Origin of the sequence: Duganella vulcania (assembly GCF_009857655.1) — a bacterium.
Lineage (GTDB): Bacteria > Pseudomonadota > Gammaproteobacteria > Burkholderiales > Burkholderiaceae_D > Rugamonas > Rugamonas vulcania.
In genome coordinates this window covers 1-16,504 of sequence record NZ_WWCX01000120.1, presented here as the reverse complement: position 1 = coordinate 16,504, position 16,504 = coordinate 1, and the positions used below count along the sequence as shown (strand labels likewise).

General features: G+C 69.1%; 15 protein-coding genes. All 15 read right to left on the bottom strand.

The genetic code is table 11. From position 1 onward, the window contains the following. Nucleotides 1-94: 94 nt before the first annotated feature. Entirely contained in the window at nt 95-2,698 is a 2,604-nt protein-coding gene (locus GTP90_RS31785; protein WP_161087263.1) for a baseplate J/gp47 family protein, read from the bottom strand. Continuing rightward, nucleotides 2,695-3,054: a GPW/gp25 family protein gene (locus GTP90_RS31780; protein ID WP_161087262.1), complete on the bottom strand. Its 360-nt coding sequence runs from the start codon at nt 3,052-3,054 to the stop codon at nt 2,695-2,697. The genes GTP90_RS31785 and GTP90_RS31780 overlap by 4 nt, the downstream gene beginning before the upstream one ends. Nucleotides 3,055-3,066: 12 nt before the next feature. After that, nucleotides 3,067-3,390 (bottom strand): hypothetical protein, encoded by a 324-nt coding sequence (locus tag GTP90_RS31775; protein WP_161087261.1) that lies wholly within the window; start codon nt 3,388-3,390, stop codon nt 3,067-3,069. A 2-nt stretch (nt 3,391-3,392) separates the two neighbouring features. Beyond that, the gene (locus GTP90_RS31770; RefSeq protein ID WP_161087260.1) at nt 3,393-4,001 is read right to left on the bottom strand and encodes a phage baseplate assembly protein V; all 609 of its coding nucleotides are present in this window, start codon (nt 3,999-4,001) and stop codon (nt 3,393-3,395) included. Between the two features lie 25 nt (nt 4,002-4,026). Next, on the bottom strand, nt 4,027-5,181 hold the full coding sequence (locus tag GTP90_RS31765) for a hypothetical protein (protein WP_161087259.1): 1,155 nt from the start codon (nt 5,179-5,181) through the stop codon (nt 4,027-4,029). A gap of 11 nt (nt 5,182-5,192) precedes the next feature. After that, nucleotides 5,193-5,552, bottom strand: coding sequence for a LysM domain-containing protein (locus GTP90_RS31760; protein ID WP_161087258.1), 360 nt, complete (start codon nt 5,550-5,552; stop codon nt 5,193-5,195). Continuing rightward, the gene (locus tag GTP90_RS31755; protein ID WP_161087257.1) at nt 5,552-6,208 is read right to left on the bottom strand and encodes a hypothetical protein; all 657 of its coding nucleotides are present in this window, start codon (nt 6,206-6,208) and stop codon (nt 5,552-5,554) included. Before GTP90_RS31755 ends, GTP90_RS31760 begins: the two co-directional genes overlap by 1 nt. After that, complete coding sequence (locus GTP90_RS36710) at nt 6,205-8,988, bottom strand: eCIS core domain-containing protein (RefSeq protein ID WP_217432053.1); 2,784 nt, start codon at nt 8,986-8,988, stop codon at nt 6,205-6,207. Before GTP90_RS36710 ends, GTP90_RS31755 begins: the two co-directional genes overlap by 4 nt. Beyond that, the gene (locus tag GTP90_RS31745) at nt 8,988-9,317 is read right to left on the bottom strand and encodes a hypothetical protein (RefSeq protein ID WP_161087256.1); all 330 of its coding nucleotides are present in this window, start codon (nt 9,315-9,317) and stop codon (nt 8,988-8,990) included. The genes GTP90_RS36710 and GTP90_RS31745 overlap by 1 nt, the downstream gene beginning before the upstream one ends. Next, entirely contained in the window at nt 9,314-11,464 is a 2,151-nt protein-coding gene (locus tag GTP90_RS31740; protein WP_161087255.1) for an ATP-binding protein, read from the bottom strand. Before GTP90_RS31740 ends, GTP90_RS31745 begins: the two co-directional genes overlap by 4 nt. 4 nt (nt 11,465-11,468) lie before the next feature. Continuing rightward, nucleotides 11,469-12,788: a Pvc16 family protein gene (locus GTP90_RS31735; protein ID WP_161087254.1), complete on the bottom strand. Its 1,320-nt coding sequence runs from the start codon at nt 12,786-12,788 to the stop codon at nt 11,469-11,471. Beyond that, on the bottom strand, nt 12,785-13,789 hold the full coding sequence (locus GTP90_RS31730; RefSeq protein ID WP_161087253.1) for a hypothetical protein: 1,005 nt from the start codon (nt 13,787-13,789) through the stop codon (nt 12,785-12,787). The genes GTP90_RS31735 and GTP90_RS31730 overlap by 4 nt, the downstream gene beginning before the upstream one ends. Beyond that, the gene (locus GTP90_RS31725) at nt 13,789-14,502 is read right to left on the bottom strand and encodes a T4 family baseplate hub assembly chaperone (RefSeq protein ID WP_161087252.1); all 714 of its coding nucleotides are present in this window, start codon (nt 14,500-14,502) and stop codon (nt 13,789-13,791) included. The genes GTP90_RS31730 and GTP90_RS31725 overlap by 1 nt, the downstream gene beginning before the upstream one ends. Before the next feature lie 10 nt (nt 14,503-14,512). Continuing rightward, nucleotides 14,513-15,040, bottom strand: a complete 528-nt coding sequence (locus GTP90_RS31720; protein WP_117015144.1) for a phage tail protein — start codon at nt 15,038-15,040, stop codon at nt 14,513-14,515. Nucleotides 15,041-15,050: 10 nt separating this feature from the next. Further along, the coding region (locus GTP90_RS36705) for a phage tail sheath family protein (protein ID WP_254452139.1) at nt 15,051-16,504 on the bottom strand (1,454 nt) is incomplete at its 5' end.

Genomic DNA, 16,504 nt, shown 5'->3' with positions numbered 1-16,504 from the left:
ACGGGCGGCGCCAGCGTGGCCGGGGTGCCGCAGGCGCCGGCGCACGCGCAGTCGCAAGCGGCGCCGGCGCAGGGATCGCAGTGATGGTCGCAGCTCATCGTCCACCTCTCACATTCAATGTCAGCGTGCCGCGTTCGGGGAAGTCGGGATTGCCGTCCAGTTGGGCGATTTCGTCGGCGGCGATCGGCAGCAGGCCGTCCGCCAGCGTGCGTTGCGCATCGGCCGGCGCGGCGTCGGCGCGGGCGAATTTCAGCATCGTGACGTGAGCCACGCCTTCGGTTTGCTGGGCCAGGGCGACCAGGACGGAGGCGCGGATGTCTTGGCCGAACTGGAGGCGGTCTGCATGGAACAGGCCCAGCTTGCCGTCCGCCAGCCGGCGGTTGGACAGGGCATCGGTCAGTGCGCGCTTGACTTCGGCGCGGATGGCGCCGGGTACGACGCAGATATCCATTTCGATCCGCAAGGGCACGCGGAGGGCCGGCAGCAGGCGCAGCTCGTGGCCGATGCGCCGGACCATTTGCAGGCGCTGCCGGGTTTGCGCTTCGAGCATTGGGGCGTCGTCGGCGGAGGCGTAGCGGTCGAGGGCGACGGCGGCTTCGTACCAGCTTCCGGTCCACACCAGTTCCGCGTAGGCGCCCTGGATGCGGGCGTCGTTGGCGGCGATCTCGGCGTAGTCGGCGGCGGCGACGGCGCGCTCCAGCACGCGGCCGTACGCGCGCGGTGCGTACTGTTTGACGTCCGCCACCTGCTCGGGCTCGCGGCCGCCGGTTGCGGGCATCGGGTTACGCGGGCCTAGTTCGACGCCAGACAGCAGGCCGTTGCGGATGGCGATCCAGACGATGGTGTCGTGGCCGACGTTGCCGGCGGCGCCGTTGCCGACCCGGTAGCGGGCGCGGAAGCGGCTGTGCGCCGGTGGCATGCGGCCGTCGTCGCCGCTGCCGAAGCGCAGGTGGGCGTAGCCTTCGTCGTCGACTTCGGTGACGAACACCTGGTCGTCGCGCTCGCTGGCGAGCAGGTCGGGCACGGCACGCCAGCTGTAGCTGTCTTCCCAGACGATCTGGTTTGAGTCCGGCGCCGCGGCCCAGCCGCGGTCCAGCCACAGTTGCGGCAGGGCCTGGCGCGGGTCCTGGGTCAGCATGGCGGTGGCCGGGGTCGGTTCGGGTGGCGCGGGTGTAGACCAGGTCAAGCCGTTGCGGGCCAACGTCGGGTTGAATGGGGAGGGTGTGGTGGTGATGTCGGCGGCCATGCCGTCGCAGGCGCAGCAGCCTTGTGAGCTTTCTTCGCCGACGACCCAGGCGTCGTCGCTGCGTTCGATATCGATGCCATGGTCGACCAGCGCCACGTTGCCGCGCGCGACCGCGCACTCGACCCAGCGGCAATCGGGTGCGGCGGTGCGGGCGGACAGGCACAGCATCCAGGGCAGCGCGTCGGCGCGGTCCCATTCGATGTCGAGCAATAGCGTGCCGTCCAGCGGATCGTGAAGCTCGGCGACGCTGGTCAGGCGGACCGCGTGGCGGCGGGCGGGATCGGCGTCGGCACCCGAGCCGGTGACGCCGCTGCGGATTTCTTCGAGGATCAGCACGTCGCCGGCGGCCAGGTGCAGCGTGCGGCGCGGCTCCGCGTTCGACGCGGCCTGGTCCGAATCGCGCAGCGTCGCGTTGGTGGCGCCGGCCGGCAGGCAGCAGCCCTGGTTGTGCCAGGTGTAGAAGTGGATCTCGTTGTGGGCGACGCGCAGGTGCAGCTGGCCGTCGCCGCCCAGGTCGATGGCCTGGAACAGCGTGGCCTGGTCGATGCGCTGCAGTTCCTGCCATGATTTCAGTCCGGGCACCACCACCTGTTGTTGCGGCGGTGGCGCGGCGAATACCAGGTCGGACAGGCGCAGCGCGATATCCTCCGAAGTCTCGACGGTCAGCCAGGCGCGGGCGTTGCAGCCTTCGTGCATGCGGTAGTCCAGCAGCCGGGCGTGGCGCCGCACCGAGATGCGCCGGCGCGCCGTGCCGAGGTAGGCTTCGGTGGCGACGGCGTCCAGCGTGTAGCTGAACTGGTCGGCGATGTAGGCCAGCACTTCGATCGCGGTGACGCCCAGGTCGGGCAGGTGGCGTTCGCGCCAGTCCGGCATGACCGAACTCATGCGGTCCAGCAGCAGGCGGCGGAAGCTGTTGAAGTCGCGCGCCAGGTAGTCGATGGCGGGCGTGGGGGCGGCCGGGGGTGGCGCGCAAGGCGGCGCCAGGCAGTCGAGGTCGGACGGGCAGTCGATGCGGAACGAGAACGTGGCGCAGGCGTAGCGCGGGTCGATGCCGGCCGGCACCGGGCGCAGGCGCGGCACCGGCGCGGGCAGGGGATCGTCGCTGCAGCGGCTGGTTTGGCGCTCCGGTTCCACCAGGCACAGGCAGTAGCTGGAAAAGTCGCCGGTGCGGTCCACACTGACGCGCAGGCAGACGTCGCCGTCTTCGTGCTGCTCGAATTCGGCATCGGTGACCTGGATGCCGGTGATGCGCTCGCCGCCTTCGATGAGCAGGTTCTCGCGGTCCAGGCCGGCCGGCGGCTGGCCGAAGAAGCGCACGCACAGGGTCAGGCCGTCCGGATAGACTTCGACATAGTCGAGGCCGGCCAGCTGTCCGCCGGCGCGCACCAGCGCGCGGCGCAGGTCGTCGCTGCACTGCGCGCCGGATTGCGACGTACACGGTTGGCTGTTCATGTCAGGCTCCGGCTGAAGTTTTCGGTGACGATCTCGCCCGTGGGGCGCAGCATGTAGCGAACGGTGACGCGCAGCGTGGCGTCGTCGCTGAGCACTTCGACGCCGCGCAGTTCGATCAGGTCGCCCAGCCATTGGGTCAGCGCGGCCTGCACGGTCAGCTGCAGCGTGGCGGCCAGTTCCGCGCTGTTGGGGGCGAAGATCGATTGCAGCAGGCCGCTGCCGAATTCCGGCCGCATCACCCGCTCGCCCGGATTGGTGAACAACAGCATCTCCATCATGTCGCGCACGTGGGCGGCATCGGTGGAGGCCAGGCTGCGGCCGTCGGCGCCGATCTGGTAGGGGAAGGCGATGTTCATGGCGGTCCTCGCTCAGATGGCGTTGACGCGCTGCTGGCCCGGCGTCAGGATCAGCGGTGTGGCGTTGGGCACGCAGGTCGAGGTGGCCGGCACGATGCCCACCGGCAGGCCCATCGATGTGACGCGCGCCGCGCCGATGGTCAGCTTGCCGCTGACGCACGGCGGCGAGCCGGACGAGGCGGCGGGGAAGCCGCAGCCGGCGATGGTGTAGCTGTGGGCCAGCGTCACCACCGCCATGCCCATCACGCTCAGGCGGCTGGTGGGGGGTAGCGGCGTGGCCTTGCCGGCGTGGCTGCAGGTGACGACGGCGTTCACGGTGAGCAGGAGTCCGGGCATGATTATTTGATGTAGAGTGCTGCGGTGAGTGGATTGCCGTCCGGCGTGCCGTTGATCTGCACGCCGGGCAGGCCGAAGATGCGCACGCCGGTGGGTTCGACCGCGATGAACGAGGCGCCGCTCTTGAGCAGCACGCCGCCCTGGGGCAGCAGCGGCGGCAGCGGTGTGTCGCTGATGACCAGCGCGTGCTTGAGCAGCGATTCGATGGTCAGGATCGGCGCGCCGGGCGTGGCGGTGGACTGGGTCTTGGGCGTGAACGCGGACGAGCCCCACCAGAAACCGGTCCAGATCGGGTGGTCCGGATGGCCGTGCAGGAATTCGACCCAGACGTTGGCGCCGATCGGCGGCACCACGTACATGCCCAGCGACATGCCGCCGTACGGCAGGCAGGGCAGCGCCCACGAGGACACGTTGGGCCCCCACACGTCCTCGACGGCGACCATCAGGCGGCCGCGCATCTCCGGGTCGATCGGGACGCGCACCACGCCGCGGTACTTGCCCCAGTAGCGCTTGACGCCGCCGACGCTGTCCGGTGGGCCGCCGCCGTCATCGTCGTCATCGTTGAACTGGTCGGTGAAGCCCAGGTCCTTCATGGTGGGTTGGTCGGCCATTTGCGTGTCCCTTCGGTCGGTTGCGCTAGCCCAGCAAGGGCAGCGAGGTGTCGGGCAGGCTGATGCCGGGGATCGACAGCGGCTCGAAGGCGTTGCGCGACAGGTTGAAGTTCTGCTTGAATTCGCCGGGCTTGATCTGGCTGGTCACGCTGCGCACGAAGTACAGGCCGTCGTGCGACAGGCCGGCGCCGCGCACCTCGACCAGGCGGCGCGGCTTGAGCACGCGGCCGTAGCGCACCACGTTGAGCGCGCCCGAGCCGCTGATCACCTCGGCCGAACGGGCCGCGTGCGCCAGCCCGACCATGATGGCCTGCGCCGGGTTGTAGTGGGCCACGCCGCTGAGCGGCTCCACCCGCAGCGGGATCGGCGAGCGCCGGCCCAGCGGCGGCGACAGCGGGTTGACGTCCGGGATCGGAATCGGGATCGGCACCGGCAATTCCTCCGGGCGGATCAGCAGCAGGTGCAGCGTCTTGGAAAAACCGTCGAAGGTGAAGCTGATGTTGTCGACGTTGCTGGCGGCGTCGCTGTTGGCGATCAGCGCGGCCTGCGGGGCGCCGGTCTTGATCTCCGGGCCCCAGTAGGCGATGGACCGGCCCGGCTGCGGCCCCGGTTCGATGTAGAACACGTAGCCGACGCTCTTGGCCACGTGGTTCAGGTATTGCAGGTCGGTGCCGATGTGGCTGGGGATGCGCGAGGTCGGGATCGGGATGTCGATGTTGACGCTGGGGATGATCAGCGGGAGCATGCCCAGCGGGATGTACTTGGCCAGGATCAGGGCGACCCGGCCCTCGATCGGCATGGCCGGGTACTTGATCAGCCAGCTCAGGTCGACCGTGTCGAGCATGCGCGACAGGTCCTCGCCGGTGACGTTCAGGCGCGACTGGCCGGCGTCGTTGGAGACGGCCACCTCGTGGCGCGTGATGACGCCGTCCATCAGCACCTGCGGCGTGCCGTTGAGCGTGGCGTACAGCACGATGCGGCGCGGCGGATCGAAGAAGCCGTCCTCGAAGCGGCGCCGGATCGGCGAGCCCTTGCCGAAGGCGAAGCTGAGCGAGAAGCCGCTGCGCCCCTCGGTCACCTGGGTGACCTGGGCCGACAGCAGGCTCTGGGCCACGTCCAGCGGCACCGGCTCCGGATTGAGCATGCCGGCCATCAGCGAGAACTGTATTCCGCGTAACATGCATCCTCCTGTCAGCGGCGTGGCGCCGGCGTGCCTTCGGCGAAAGTGATCAGCAGGCGGCGGCCGAGGCGCTGCGTCAGCTCGTCCGGCTGCAGCGCGCGGTTGGCGTCGGCGATGCGCCACCACAGCGTGGCTTCGCCGAATTGCACGGCGGCGATGTTGTCCAGCCGGTCCTGGTCGTTGACGGCCACCACGCCGGCGGCCGACAGCGCTTCCGGCCCCGGCACGAAGCGGCGCTCGACGTAGGTGTGCTCGACGCCGTCGTCGTCGGTCCAGACCAGCAGCGGCAGGCCGCGATAGCGGCTCAGCTCGTCAAAGACTTCGGTGCGCAGGTCTTGCAGCGACGGCACCAGGGTGCGTGGGTCTATCATCACAGTCCTTTCACGCCGAGTTGATCGAGCGAACCGGCCACCGCCCGCAGCGCCAGCGCTTCCTTGTTCTTCAGGTAGCTCATGTACAGCGCCGCGCCGGGGTGGTCGATGCCGAAGTCGTTGACCGACAGCACGCGCAGCGCCAGCGTGACGCGCGCGCGGGTGGGGTTGAGGCTGATGTCGAAGGCTTCCTCGGTGACGGAAAACTCGGTCACCCGCACCGGCGCCACGCGCTGCGCGCTCCATACGAACAATGCCAGCGGCGACTCCATCGGCGCGATTTCGATGGCGCCCTGGGTCATCAGGGCATCGGCTGCGTCGACCTGGGCGCTGGTCGGCGTGACCAGCGCTTCCAGCGCGGCCAGCTGGGGAAAGATGCCGACCTCGACGGCGGTCTTGTTCGCGTCGGGGAATTCCAGCTGGTCGGTGGCGTCGATCTCCGCTTCCAGCCGGAAGGTTTCCACCGGCGGGCCCTTGAAGCGCAGCGGCTCGGTGCGGTCGCCGGTGTCGCCGCTGACCGATTGCACTTGCAGGGTGCGGCTCAGGTGGTCTGGCGTGTATTGCAGCACGATCACGCGGCCGGCGCGCCGGGTCAGCGCATCGATCATGACGATGCCGCACTTGAGCGTGTACGGGGTGCGGGGATAGGTGCTCATAGGAAGCCCTTGAAGGTGGCGCGGACGTTCTTGGGCAGGATGAACGGCCGCTTGCCGGGCGGCGCGATGTCCCAGCGGGCGTCGTTGACGCCCTCCAGCTTGAAGGTGACGGCCTTGCGGGTGATGGTCTTGCCCTTTTCCTTGCTGGTCTCGCTGGCGACGTTGCGTTCCTTGATGACGAATTTGAGCCGGAAGGTGTAGATGCCCTTGTCCTCGGCAAAGAAGGCCAGCGTCATCATCACGGATTCGCCGACGGCGGCGTTGTGCACGTCGAAGTTGCTGAAATTGACGAACCAGAAATCGCGCGCGGTGTTGGTTTCGTCGGTCGAGACGCGGTACTTGGTGACTTCGCCGCCCTTGGCGCCGGGCTGGCCGGTGCCCTGGCTGCCCGCGCCCTCGGTGCCCTTGCCCGATGTGCCGGGCTTGCCTTCGCCTTTGCCTTCGGTCTCGCTTTTTCCGCCGCCCTGGTCCGTGCCTTGCTGCTTGGGCGGCGTTTTGGGTTTCTTCGCCAGCGCCGCCAGCACGCTCTTGCGCAGCTCCTCCGGCGTGACCTTGGCTGGCTTCCAGTTCAGCGTTTTCAGGTAGGCGATGTCTTCGTCGCTGATGCCCTGGGTGGCGGCCAGCACCTTCTGGATCCAGGTGGAGGCCGGCACGGTGTACTGGCCCTCGGGCGAGTTGTCGGCGATCGCCCGCAGCAGCGCCTGCTGCGCGGGGCTGGACTTGTCGATCAATTCGCGGATGATGCGGGCCTGTGCCAGCGCGGCGTCCAGTTGGTCGTGGGTGATGGGCTTGCCCTTGAGTCCGAATACGGCCATTTCCTTCTCGGTCAGCAGGTCGGAGCCTTGCTTTTGCGTGCCCTGGCCGCTGGTGCCGCCGGGCTGGCCGGTGGTGGAAGTGCCGCCGACGGCGCCCTTGGCGTCGCCGGGCTGGCTGCCGGCTTGGCCTTGGCCGGTGCCGGTGCCGCCGGTCTTGGGCGCGCTGCCCGGTCCTTCGGCCTTGGTGCCGGTGCCGCTTCCCGTGCCTGTCCCCGTGCCGGTCTTGTCGCCGGTTGCCGTGGCGCCCGTCGATGTGCCGGCGGCCCCGGCTGCTGTTCCGGTGGCGCCGGTTGTTCCTTTGCCCTCCGCCGCTCCGCTATCGGAGGGCGGCGCGGTCTTTTTGCCACCGGCGGTGCCGCTGGCATCCTCGACATTGCCGGTGCCGGCCGTGCCGGTCGCGGTCACGTCGCTGTTCTTGACGGAGCCAGCGCCGGCCACGCCAGCTGCCTTGACGTCGGTGCCGGTCGATGTGCCGACACCCGCCGCGCCCGCCGCCTTGGACGTGCTGTCATTGCTGTAGCCGGCGCCGGCGGTGCCCGCGCCGGTGCTGGTGGTGTCGACCGAGGCGCCGGCGCCGACGCTGGCCACCGACTGGCCCGAACTGGTGACCGCCGCACCCGCCGACGCGTTGCCGGCGCCGATGGAGCTCGACGCGATGCTGACGCCGACCCCGGCATTGCCGGCGCCCAGGCCGGACGAATAGATCGACACGCCGATGCCGGCGCTGTACATGCTGGTGCTGGTGCTGCCGATCGAGATGCCGAAGCCCTTGTTGGTGGTCTTGGTGGCCTTGTCTTCTCCTTCTTTCGCATCGCCGACGCAGCGGCACTTCTTCCTGAGATCGTTGCTGAACGGTGGCGTGCAGAGATACATATACAAACCCTTGGCGGGCGGCAGCACGCCCAGCCATTGCCTGCAGGTGATCGCCAAAGGGTCGAGGAAGGGCAGCGGCGGCGGAGGCGGCAGCTTCATCCGTTCGATGGTCAGGCCGGGATTCACGCCCAGGTAGCGCTCCTTGAGGAAGTGCTCGTAGAGTTGAAGCTTGGCTTCGCCTTCGATCAGGCCCTCGGAGTTGAAGGGCTTGATTTCGCCCAGCGCGAAGCCGGTGGGCGTGGCCATGATCAGGTCGGGCACCAGTTTTTTGAAGACGCCCTTGGCTTTCTTCAGTGCCTTGCTCAAGCCTTTGACCTTCTTGGGATCGAGCGCCAGGAAGGGCGCCTTCTTCTTGGGCTGGATCACGAAATTCGGCAGCAGGAAGCGGTACATGGCCTGCATGGCGGCCTGGATCTGCTCGTGGGCGTCGGTGCCGACCTGGCGCACGTTGCCCCGGTAGCAGATCCCGCAGCCGCCGGCCGCGTCGCCGTACGTGAGCGGCGCCTTGGCCACGCCGGTCGCGGACTGCTTGGCCGGCACGTTCACCTTCCAGCCGAAGGACACCGCCTCGGCGGCGATGTCGGCCTGGTCCTCGTCCGCCGCGTTGTCCTGCATCGTCACTTCGCCGTCGGGCGAGCGTTGCAGCGGTCCCTTGGTGCCGCCTTGCTGGACCACGTGGGTCAACTCGTGGGCCAGCAGCATTTGTCCGTCCGGATCGCCTGGCTGGTAGCGCCCGCCAGCGAAGGCGACGTGATTGCCGACCGTGTAGGCCGACGCGTGGATCGCGCTGGCCGAAGCGTTGGCCTCGCTGTCGGCATGGATGCGTACATGCGAAAAGTCGTGGCCGAAGCGCGACTCCATCAAGCCTCTGGTGGCGGTGTCCAGGCCTTGGCCGGGACTGTCGAGCACACGTCCGACGCTGGGCGGCGCGCCACCGGGCGCCGCGGCGTTGCTGGATGCGCGCGCCAGATTGCCGGCTGCGCTGCAACGTTCGCAACTGCCGCCTGTCTCGGCGCACGAGCATTTGCGTTGCAGCAGCGCCGGCTGGACCGGATTGGCGGCGCTGCGGGACGATTGTTGGGCGGCGAACATCAACGGCTCCTCGCGATGCCGGTGGCCGATGTGCCGGCACCAACGCCGGGCGCACGAGACAAGCCAGCGCCATCGCCGGCGACGGGCGACAGGGCGGTGCCCAGCGCCTGGCCCAGCGAGTGGCCGAGCGGCGCCGTGGCCTGCGACAGGTCGATCCGCAGATGGTGAGACGGCGACGGCAAGGCGCCGGCGGAAGTCATCCCGAGCCAGCCGGCGCGCAGGGCGCCGGTCAGCTGCGCTTGCAGGGCGCGCTCCAGTTGCAGGCGTTCATGCGGCGACAGCGTCATGCCGTGCAGGGTCAGGCCTTCAATCACGCAGCGGATTTTCATGCCGGCACCTCCACTGGCGGCTGGGCTGGCGTTGCCTTGTTTGCCGGCGTCCAGGCAAACTCGCTCTCGGCGACCGGGCGGCCGATCTTCAGCAATTCCCAGCGGATGGCGTCGAGGATGTGGGGCATGCCGATATCGGCGTGGGCGGCGGCGGCGTTGTGGGCCGCCGCCAGCGCCGCGTTGAAGATGGCGCCGCCGGTCATCGCGAAGCGGGCCAGGCGGTCCAGGTCCAGCTGCTTGCTGTCGAGCCGGCCGGGATCGGGGAAGACCCTGGACCAGATCTCCTTGCGCTCGGCGACGCCGGGGAAGGGGAAGCCGATGATGAACCGCAGCCGCCGCATGAAGGCGTGGTCGAGCGCGTGCTTCATGTTGGTGGCCAGCAGCGTCACGCCGGGGAATTGTTCCATGCGCGTGAGCAGGTAGTTGATGTCGATGTTGGCGTAGCGGTCGTGGCTGTCCTTGACTTCGCTGCGCTTGCCGAACACCGCGTCGGCCTCGTCGAACAGCAGCACGGCGCCGCCGCCCTCGGCCGCGTCGAACACCCGGCGCAGGTTCTTGGAGGTCTCGCCGATGTATTTGCTGACCACGGCCGACAGGTCGACCCGGAACAGCGCCAGCGACAAGGCCTGGGCCACGGCCTCGGCCGCCATGGTCTTGCCGGTGCCGCTCTCGCCGTGCAGCAGGGCGGCCATGCCGAGGCCCCGGTTGGCGTGCGCCGCGAAGCCGTAATCGTTGAGCACGGCGATGCGCTGGCCGGCGTGCTCAACCAGCCGGCGCAACTGCTGTTTTTCGTGCGGCGGCAGGGCGACATCGTCCAGCGTGGCGCGCACAGCGATGCGCTGCGCCAGGCCGTCCAGCGCGCCCGCGGTGTGCTCGACGCAGGCGTTCCAGGCCGCCCGCACCGGCGGCTCCAGATTGGCGGCCGGGGCCACGCCCGCCGCGAGGCCGGCGATGCGCGAGGCCGACAGCTGGAATTCATTGGCCAGCCTGGTCAGCGCCGACTCGTCGGGAACGGCGATGCCGCGCGCCATCAATGCCTGGTGCCATAAGGTGGCGCGCTCCGTGGCGAGCGGCGGCTCGACCAGGACGACCCCGGTGCTGCCCCAGGCGGTGTCGGCAAAGCGGGCGTCGACGAAGACGGTGCCTGGCAGCCGTTGCAGCAGCCGGGTGGGCAATGGCCGCGGCTGGTCGCCATCCTCATGGTCCGGGTGTGATTCCGCGCCCTCGATTAACAAGGTCAGCGGCAACAGCCTGGTTTCACGCTGCCAAAGTTGCAGGAAGCGCTCCATGTCTTGCGGCTGCACGGGCAGGGCGCCTGCCTGCAGCGCGATCAGCCGGCGCCCTGCGGAGGCGGCGGCCGTGGCCAGCACGTCGCGCTTGGAACTGGTGTCGGCGCCGAGCAATTGGACGATGCCGCCGCCGTCGGGTGCCAGCCAGTACGACAGCTGTTGCGCCACCTGCTGCTGGTGCGGCGGCAGTTGCGCGGGCGGCACGACGGGCGTCACCAGCGTTTCAATGCGTTCGTCCAGGTAGTTGAGGCCCTTGATGTAGGCGGCGATCCGTTCGTCGATCCGCAGTGGCGCGGCCAGCAGCGAGTCGGCGCCGGATTGGTGGACTTCCAGCAGCTGCATGGCGCGCAGGGGGCGCTCGGGCGCCATCGCGTCCCAGCCGGCGGTTTGGAACAGGCTCATGCCAAGCGCGAAAGTGGGCGAACGCCGATATGGATCGCCTTGCGCGGATGCGATCAGGGCGGGCATGCCGGGATCGAGTTCCGGCGCGGCGGCCAGCAGCAGCATGTCCCGTTCGAAGGGATTCAGGCCCATGCCGATGGCCAGCGACACCAGCGCGGGCGACGGCTGCGCGGCGGCGGCGTTGTCGAAGGCCAGGCGGGCCTCGGCGAGCCCGCCGCCGCTGGGAGGCTCCGCTTGCGGGGCGTCTCCGGCCGGTGGCAGTTCCTGTTGAGCTTGCGCCTTGCGCTGCCAGGGCCAGCGCGCGTCCTGTTCCACGGCCGGCGGCTTGCGGGTCAATGGCGGCAGGCCCGGCGCGAGCCGCCGTTCTTCGGCCAACAAGCAAGCGCGCAGCCAGGCCAGTCCGGCCTCGATGCAGGCCTGGTTGTTGCGGGCGAAATCGGCGTCGTCGGCAGGCATGGCGCTACCCCGGTACGGTGATGGATTGCAGTGGATCGAAGCTGGGCGGCTGCGCGCCGAGGTCGCGTACCAGGATGCTGTCGACGCCGTCCACGCGCAGCGCTACCGGCAGCGGCGTCTCCGACGCTGCCAGCCCGGTCAGCGTGACGGTGAGCTGCGCGGACTTGGCAAGCACCGGCGCCGGCCTGAACGGTTCGCCGCCGACAAAGATGTCGATCCGCTGGCCCGGCCAGATTTGCGGGAACACGTGCAGCGTGAGATCGAACGGGCCGGGCGGTGCGCTCAGTGTGGGCTGCGGCGACAGCCGCGGGGCCAGGCTGAAGCCGATTTCATTGGTCCGGCGCGTCGGCTTACCTGCGTTTTCAATGCGCAGGGCGACCGTGTATTGGCCGGCCGGCCAGTCGCTGTCGGCGGTGCCGCTGCCGGATGGCGGCAGCGTGACCAGCGCCTTCCGGGACGTGGCGCCCGCCGCCAGCGGCAGTTCGAGCGGCGCCGGCAGTAAGGCGTGCTTGAATTCGGCGGTGACGGTGTCGCCGCTCAATTGGGCGCCCGCCAACGCCAGCGTGTCGCCGAGCTCGGCGGTGAGGTGGAAGCCGTCGGCGCTCACGATGGCGATCGACGTCAGCGCGGGGATGCTGGACGGTGGCACTTGCAGGTCGGGTTGGCTATGGACGCCCTGGTCGCCGGCGCCGCGTTGCAGCACGGGCAGCGGCGAGCGCACCGGACGGTTATGCTGGATCAGCACGGTCGAGACCTGGTACACGACCGTGGGCCGGTAGCGCGCCTGCATCGCGGTCCACAGGCGCGACAGTTCATCCGCGCTGGGGTAGCTCGGCGTGATCTTGACCAGTTCCAGCTGGTCGGCCAGGTCGATCGCGGTGCGGCCATCGCTGTCCGGTGGAATCAGGTTGACGTTGACCGGGTTGTTCGGGCTGAGCGACCGCCGGATCGCGGCGCGCGGCAGCATCGGCATGTCGCTCAGGATTTCCATGGCGTAGCCCAGTAGGATCTCGGCGTTGAGGTCGCTGCTGCCGTACGCGGTAAGCATGTAGTGCAGGTTCAGCGCCAGCGGCGCGTTGCTGAGGCGTTCTCCGCCCGGTCCCTGCGACGGCAGGCCGACGTTGCGCCAACCCTGATTGGGCGTGATCTGGTACAGGAACAGGTTGAGGCGGTTCTCCTCGGTCTCGCCGACCGGAATCCGGTCCGGGGGCAAGGCGCTCACCAGCAGTGATCCGACCTGCGCCAGGTCGTTGTTGATCAGGCCGTCGTTGAGGACGTCCTTGAGGATGGCGGTGACCGCCGCCAGCGCCAGGGGGCTGCTCATGAGCGCGCTCCCCGCGCGCGGCGCGACAGGTAGGTGTTCAACGCGTCGCTCCCGCGCTGCGGCGGAGCCTGTGCGGCCGTGGACGCTGGCGGACCGGCGGGGGCGCGCACATCGATACGCCCAATATGAATGTCGATGGTGATTTCCTGAGCCGACGCGGCGGACGGTTTGGCAACGAGTGGCGCCTGCTGTGGCGGGGCGCCGCGCAATGCGGGCTGGGGCCGCTCGGCGCTGGCTGGCCGCATGGGAGCGGCAGACGCTTCGGCTGGCTGCGGCGCTGGCTTGCCGCCAGGCGCCGGCGACGCGCGGCGCGGTGTCGCGTGCGCTATGCCATGGTCATCCTGCATCGCTGGCATGGATGCCGCAGGTGTTGCGTTGTGCGCGGGTGCGGCGAGCAGTCGGCCGGCAGCAGTTGGCGCCAGGCGCGCCAACCCGGATGCTGCCAAATATGCGGGCTGGGACGGCGTGACTGCCACGGACGGGATAGCGGAAGGGGCGTGTGCATCGCGATTGGGCGGTGTGCGCTCCTGTTTGGGCGGCGTAAGTTCAAAGCGGCCGGCCGGCCGCGCGGAGGCCACGGGATGTGCTTGCTGTCGCTGCCATGCAGGAGACGCCGCAGCAGCGGGATCGAATGGCGTCATCGCGGTGGACGCCCGGGGGAGCGGATGATGCAGATCGCTCGCCGGGCGAGAGGGGAAGTCATCGCTGCGGCCCGAGGACGCCATCGTGGCTGCGGCCTCCTCCGGCGCGGCCCGCAAGCCGTCAGGAGGCGGCACGCGTGGCCCGGCATCGGCGGTGGCGAACTGCATCGCCTCGAAAGGATAGGGCAGGCGTGGCCGCAACGCACCGATGGATGGTGTATCCAGCCGGTTGCGCAGGGCGATGCGGTCCAGCCAGCCGGTCGTGGCCGTTCCGCCCCCGGCTTCGGCCGCGGCGCGCGCAGGCGCGGCCGCTTGTGCCGTGTCCGCCGCGCCGCCCGTGCTGTGTTCGCCGTTTCGCATCAGGTCTCCAGCCATTCCAGGTAATGATTGCGCCGGGTGGACGACATCGCCAGGATATCGCTTTCGCGCCAGCCGAAAGCTTGCGCAAGCCGGCCCACCTCGCTCAAGACCCGGCGCACGCATGCGCCGATCTCGGCCCACAACACGTCGATAATGTGCAGATCCGTGCTCCATTCGTGCCCGCATGCCGGGCAGCTCATCGCGAAGGCGATGTGCGCCAGCGGATCGGCTCGCTCGATCGCCTGTTCGACGGCGGCCAGCGTTGCCTCGCCCAGCTCGGCGGGCGCGACGTCCACGCCATCGCGGCTGGCGCTGTCGATGGTGCGCGCCAGCAAGCGTCCCGGTGCCGTCCCGTTTGTCTCCAGCAGCAGGTCATGCGCGGTAGGCAGGTGGAAGCGCACATCGCAGCCCTCGCTGTGGATGCGGTGCGTGGCGTCGGCCATTTCGTTTGCGTTCAGCAGTGCGTCCATGGGCATCTCGATTTCGACCACTTCCTCGCAGGCGGGGCAATCGGCCAGGCACACCAGGGCATAGCCAAACAGCCGCTGGCGCAGCACGATCAATTGCCTGTTGATGTAGCCCAGCGGCCAGCTGGCGATATCGTCCCGCTCCGGGTAGGCGGCGGACAACAGCAGCAAGGCCCGGCGCGCCGGCGGCAGCGGCTGGCCCACGTCCCAGATGTCCAGCAGCTCGGCCGTGCCTGGTGTGCGCATGGGCGCCTCGTCAGCCTGGTGGTTCCGTGAACGTCGGTTCGGAAGGTTCCGGCACCTCGTAATCGCGCTCCCAGCCCTCGTTTTCCAGCTTCAGATGCTGGATCAGCACGGCGTTGGCGTTGGCGTCGAGATCGGAGGCGGCCAGGAACTCCGACACCCAGCAGCGATACACCTTGTAGCGGATCGCCAGCTGCCCGGCCTCGTTGTAGACTTCGATCACCAGGTCCTTGCGGAAATCCTTGAGCGACACTTCCTTGCCCAGGCCGGAGCCGTAGTTCCACACCTTGTTGGCCCACTGCTCGAAGTCCTTGTCGTGCGTGACGCCGCGCTCGACGGTGATGGCGTCGAATTCCGTGCGGCCGGGCGACTTGCGGCTGGAGCTGGGATCGCCGCCTTCGCGGTGCCGCACCACCTCGGTGGTGCGTTTGAGCCCGCTGATCTTGCTGACCCCGGCGACGAAATCGTTGCCCCATTTGATGCGGAACTTGAAGTTCTGGTAGGGGTCGAAGCGCAGTGGATTGACGGTGAATTGAGCCATGATCGCCCCCTCAGGTTTCGATTTGTCCGGCGATCTGCTGCAGCCGGATCACCACGAATTCCGCCGGCTTCAACGGCGCGAAGCCGACGTTGACGTTGACGATGCCGAGATTGATGTCGTTCTGCGTGGTGGTCGAGGCGTCGCAGCGGACAAAGTACGCGTCGCGCGCCGATGCGCCCTGGAACGCGCCCTGGCGGAACAGGTTGTGCATGAAGGCGCCGACGTTGAGGCGGATCTGCCCCCACAAGGGCTCGTCGTTGGGCTCGAACACCACCCACTTCAGCGCGCGGTACAGCGATTCCTCGATGAACAGGGCGGTGCGGCGCACCGCGATGTATTTGTACTCGTCGCCGAAGGCGTCGGCGCCGCGCATGGTGCGCGCGCCCCAGACCACGCGGCCGAAGACCGGGAAGGTGCGCAGGCAGTTCAGGCCCTGCGGATTGAGCAGGCCGTTGTCCTCATCGGTCATCGGCACCGTCATCGAACTGACGCCGAGCATGGCGGCGTCCAGCCCGGCCGGCGATTTCCACACGCCGCGCTGGGTGTCGATGCGGGCAAAGATGCCGGCGATGATGCCGCTGGGAGCGAAGGGTTCGATCTGGTCGCCGTGCAAGGGATTGGGCATGTTCACACGCGGGAAGAACACCGCCGCGTTGTGGCTGGGCGCCGCATACTTGTTGGGGAAACCGGTTTGCGCCAGGTCCACCGAGGTCCATTCCGACGGCGAGTCGAGCAGCAGCATGGCGCGCCGCTTCTCGCAATAGGCGGTGGCGACGGCCACCACGCTGTCGTCGATATTGTTGCTGGCGTTGTAGGGCGGGATGCACAGCATGTTGAACAGGCCGTCGCGGGTGAACAGTTGTTCCAGCGCGAACAGGCCGGTCTTCTGCGCCTGGCCGTTGGGCTTGATGAAGTCGGCCGAGGTCAGCGCGGCGCCGTCGTCGACGCTGTCCAGCGCGGCCTTCAGCGCGGCGTCGTAGGCGGCCTTGGCGGCCTTCACCGCCGGCGAGGACGGGTCCGGATCGGCGTTGCGCGCGGCGTCCCAGGCCAGGAAGGCCGTGCCGACCGGGTCGCCCTTGACGTTGGCGAAATCAGGCAAGGCCGGCGGTGCGCCGTTCAGGTCGGCCCCGGCCCAGACGATCAGCGTGGAAGCGTCCGCCAGAATCCGGTCCACGCGGCGGGCGGTGTTCTTGACGGTCAGGTTCAGGTAGGTTTCGGTGGTGCCGCCCTGGGCCGCGCTGGCCACCGTCAGATTGAAGAGGTCGGCGACAGTGACGCCCAGCTGGGTGGCGGTGGCTGCGGCGGCCGGGCCGCTGGCGGCCGACACCATCAGGCGCAGGTAGCCGGCCCATTTGCCGGGACTGGCGGCGGCGAAGCGCAGCGTGCCGGCCTCCAGCACGCGCGCCTCGGACGGCAGGTTGGCGATCAGGGCGAGGGCGGCTTGCGCGGCGGCCGCGACCGCGT

Excerpts from the sequence above, each read along its gene's own strand:
- GTP90_RS31730 (WP_161087253.1), bottom strand. The coding sequence starts at position 13,789 with ATGCGAAACGGCGAACACAGCACGGGCGGCGCGGCGGACACGGCACAA.
- GTP90_RS31725 (WP_161087252.1), bottom strand. The coding sequence starts at position 14,502 with ATGCGCACACCAGGCACGGCCGAGCTGCTGGACATCTGGGACGTGGGC.
- GTP90_RS31765 (WP_161087259.1), bottom strand. The coding sequence starts at position 5,181 with ATGTTACGCGGAATACAGTTCTCGCTGATGGCCGGCATGCTCAATCCG.
- GTP90_RS31775 (WP_161087261.1), bottom strand. The coding sequence starts at position 3,390 with ATGCCCGGACTCCTGCTCACCGTGAACGCCGTCGTCACCTGCAGCCAC.
- GTP90_RS31740 (WP_161087255.1), bottom strand. The coding sequence starts at position 11,464 with ATGCCTGCCGACGACGCCGATTTCGCCCGCAACAACCAGGCCTGCATC.
- GTP90_RS31770 (WP_161087260.1), bottom strand. The coding sequence starts at position 4,001 with ATGGCCGACCAACCCACCATGAAGGACCTGGGCTTCACCGACCAGTTC.
- GTP90_RS31745 (WP_161087256.1), bottom strand. The coding sequence starts at position 9,317 with ATGAAAATCCGCTGCGTGATTGAAGGCCTGACCCTGCACGGCATGACG.
- GTP90_RS31760 (WP_161087258.1), bottom strand. The coding sequence starts at position 5,552 with ATGATAGACCCACGCACCCTGGTGCCGTCGCTGCAAGACCTGCGCACC.
- GTP90_RS36710 (WP_217432053.1), bottom strand. The coding sequence starts at position 8,988 with ATGTTCGCCGCCCAACAATCGTCCCGCAGCGCCGCCAATCCGGTCCAG.
- GTP90_RS31720 (WP_117015144.1), bottom strand. The coding sequence starts at position 15,040 with ATGGCTCAATTCACCGTCAATCCACTGCGCTTCGACCCCTACCAGAAC.
- GTP90_RS31780 (WP_161087262.1), bottom strand. The coding sequence starts at position 3,054 with ATGAACATCGCCTTCCCCTACCAGATCGGCGCCGACGGCCGCAGCCTG.
- GTP90_RS31735 (WP_161087254.1), bottom strand. The coding sequence starts at position 12,788 with ATGAGCAGCCCCCTGGCGCTGGCGGCGGTCACCGCCATCCTCAAGGAC.
- GTP90_RS31755 (WP_161087257.1), bottom strand. The coding sequence starts at position 6,208 with ATGAGCACCTATCCCCGCACCCCGTACACGCTCAAGTGCGGCATCGTC.
- GTP90_RS31785 (WP_161087263.1), bottom strand. The coding sequence starts at position 2,698 with ATGAACAGCCAACCGTGTACGTCGCAATCCGGCGCGCAGTGCAGCGAC.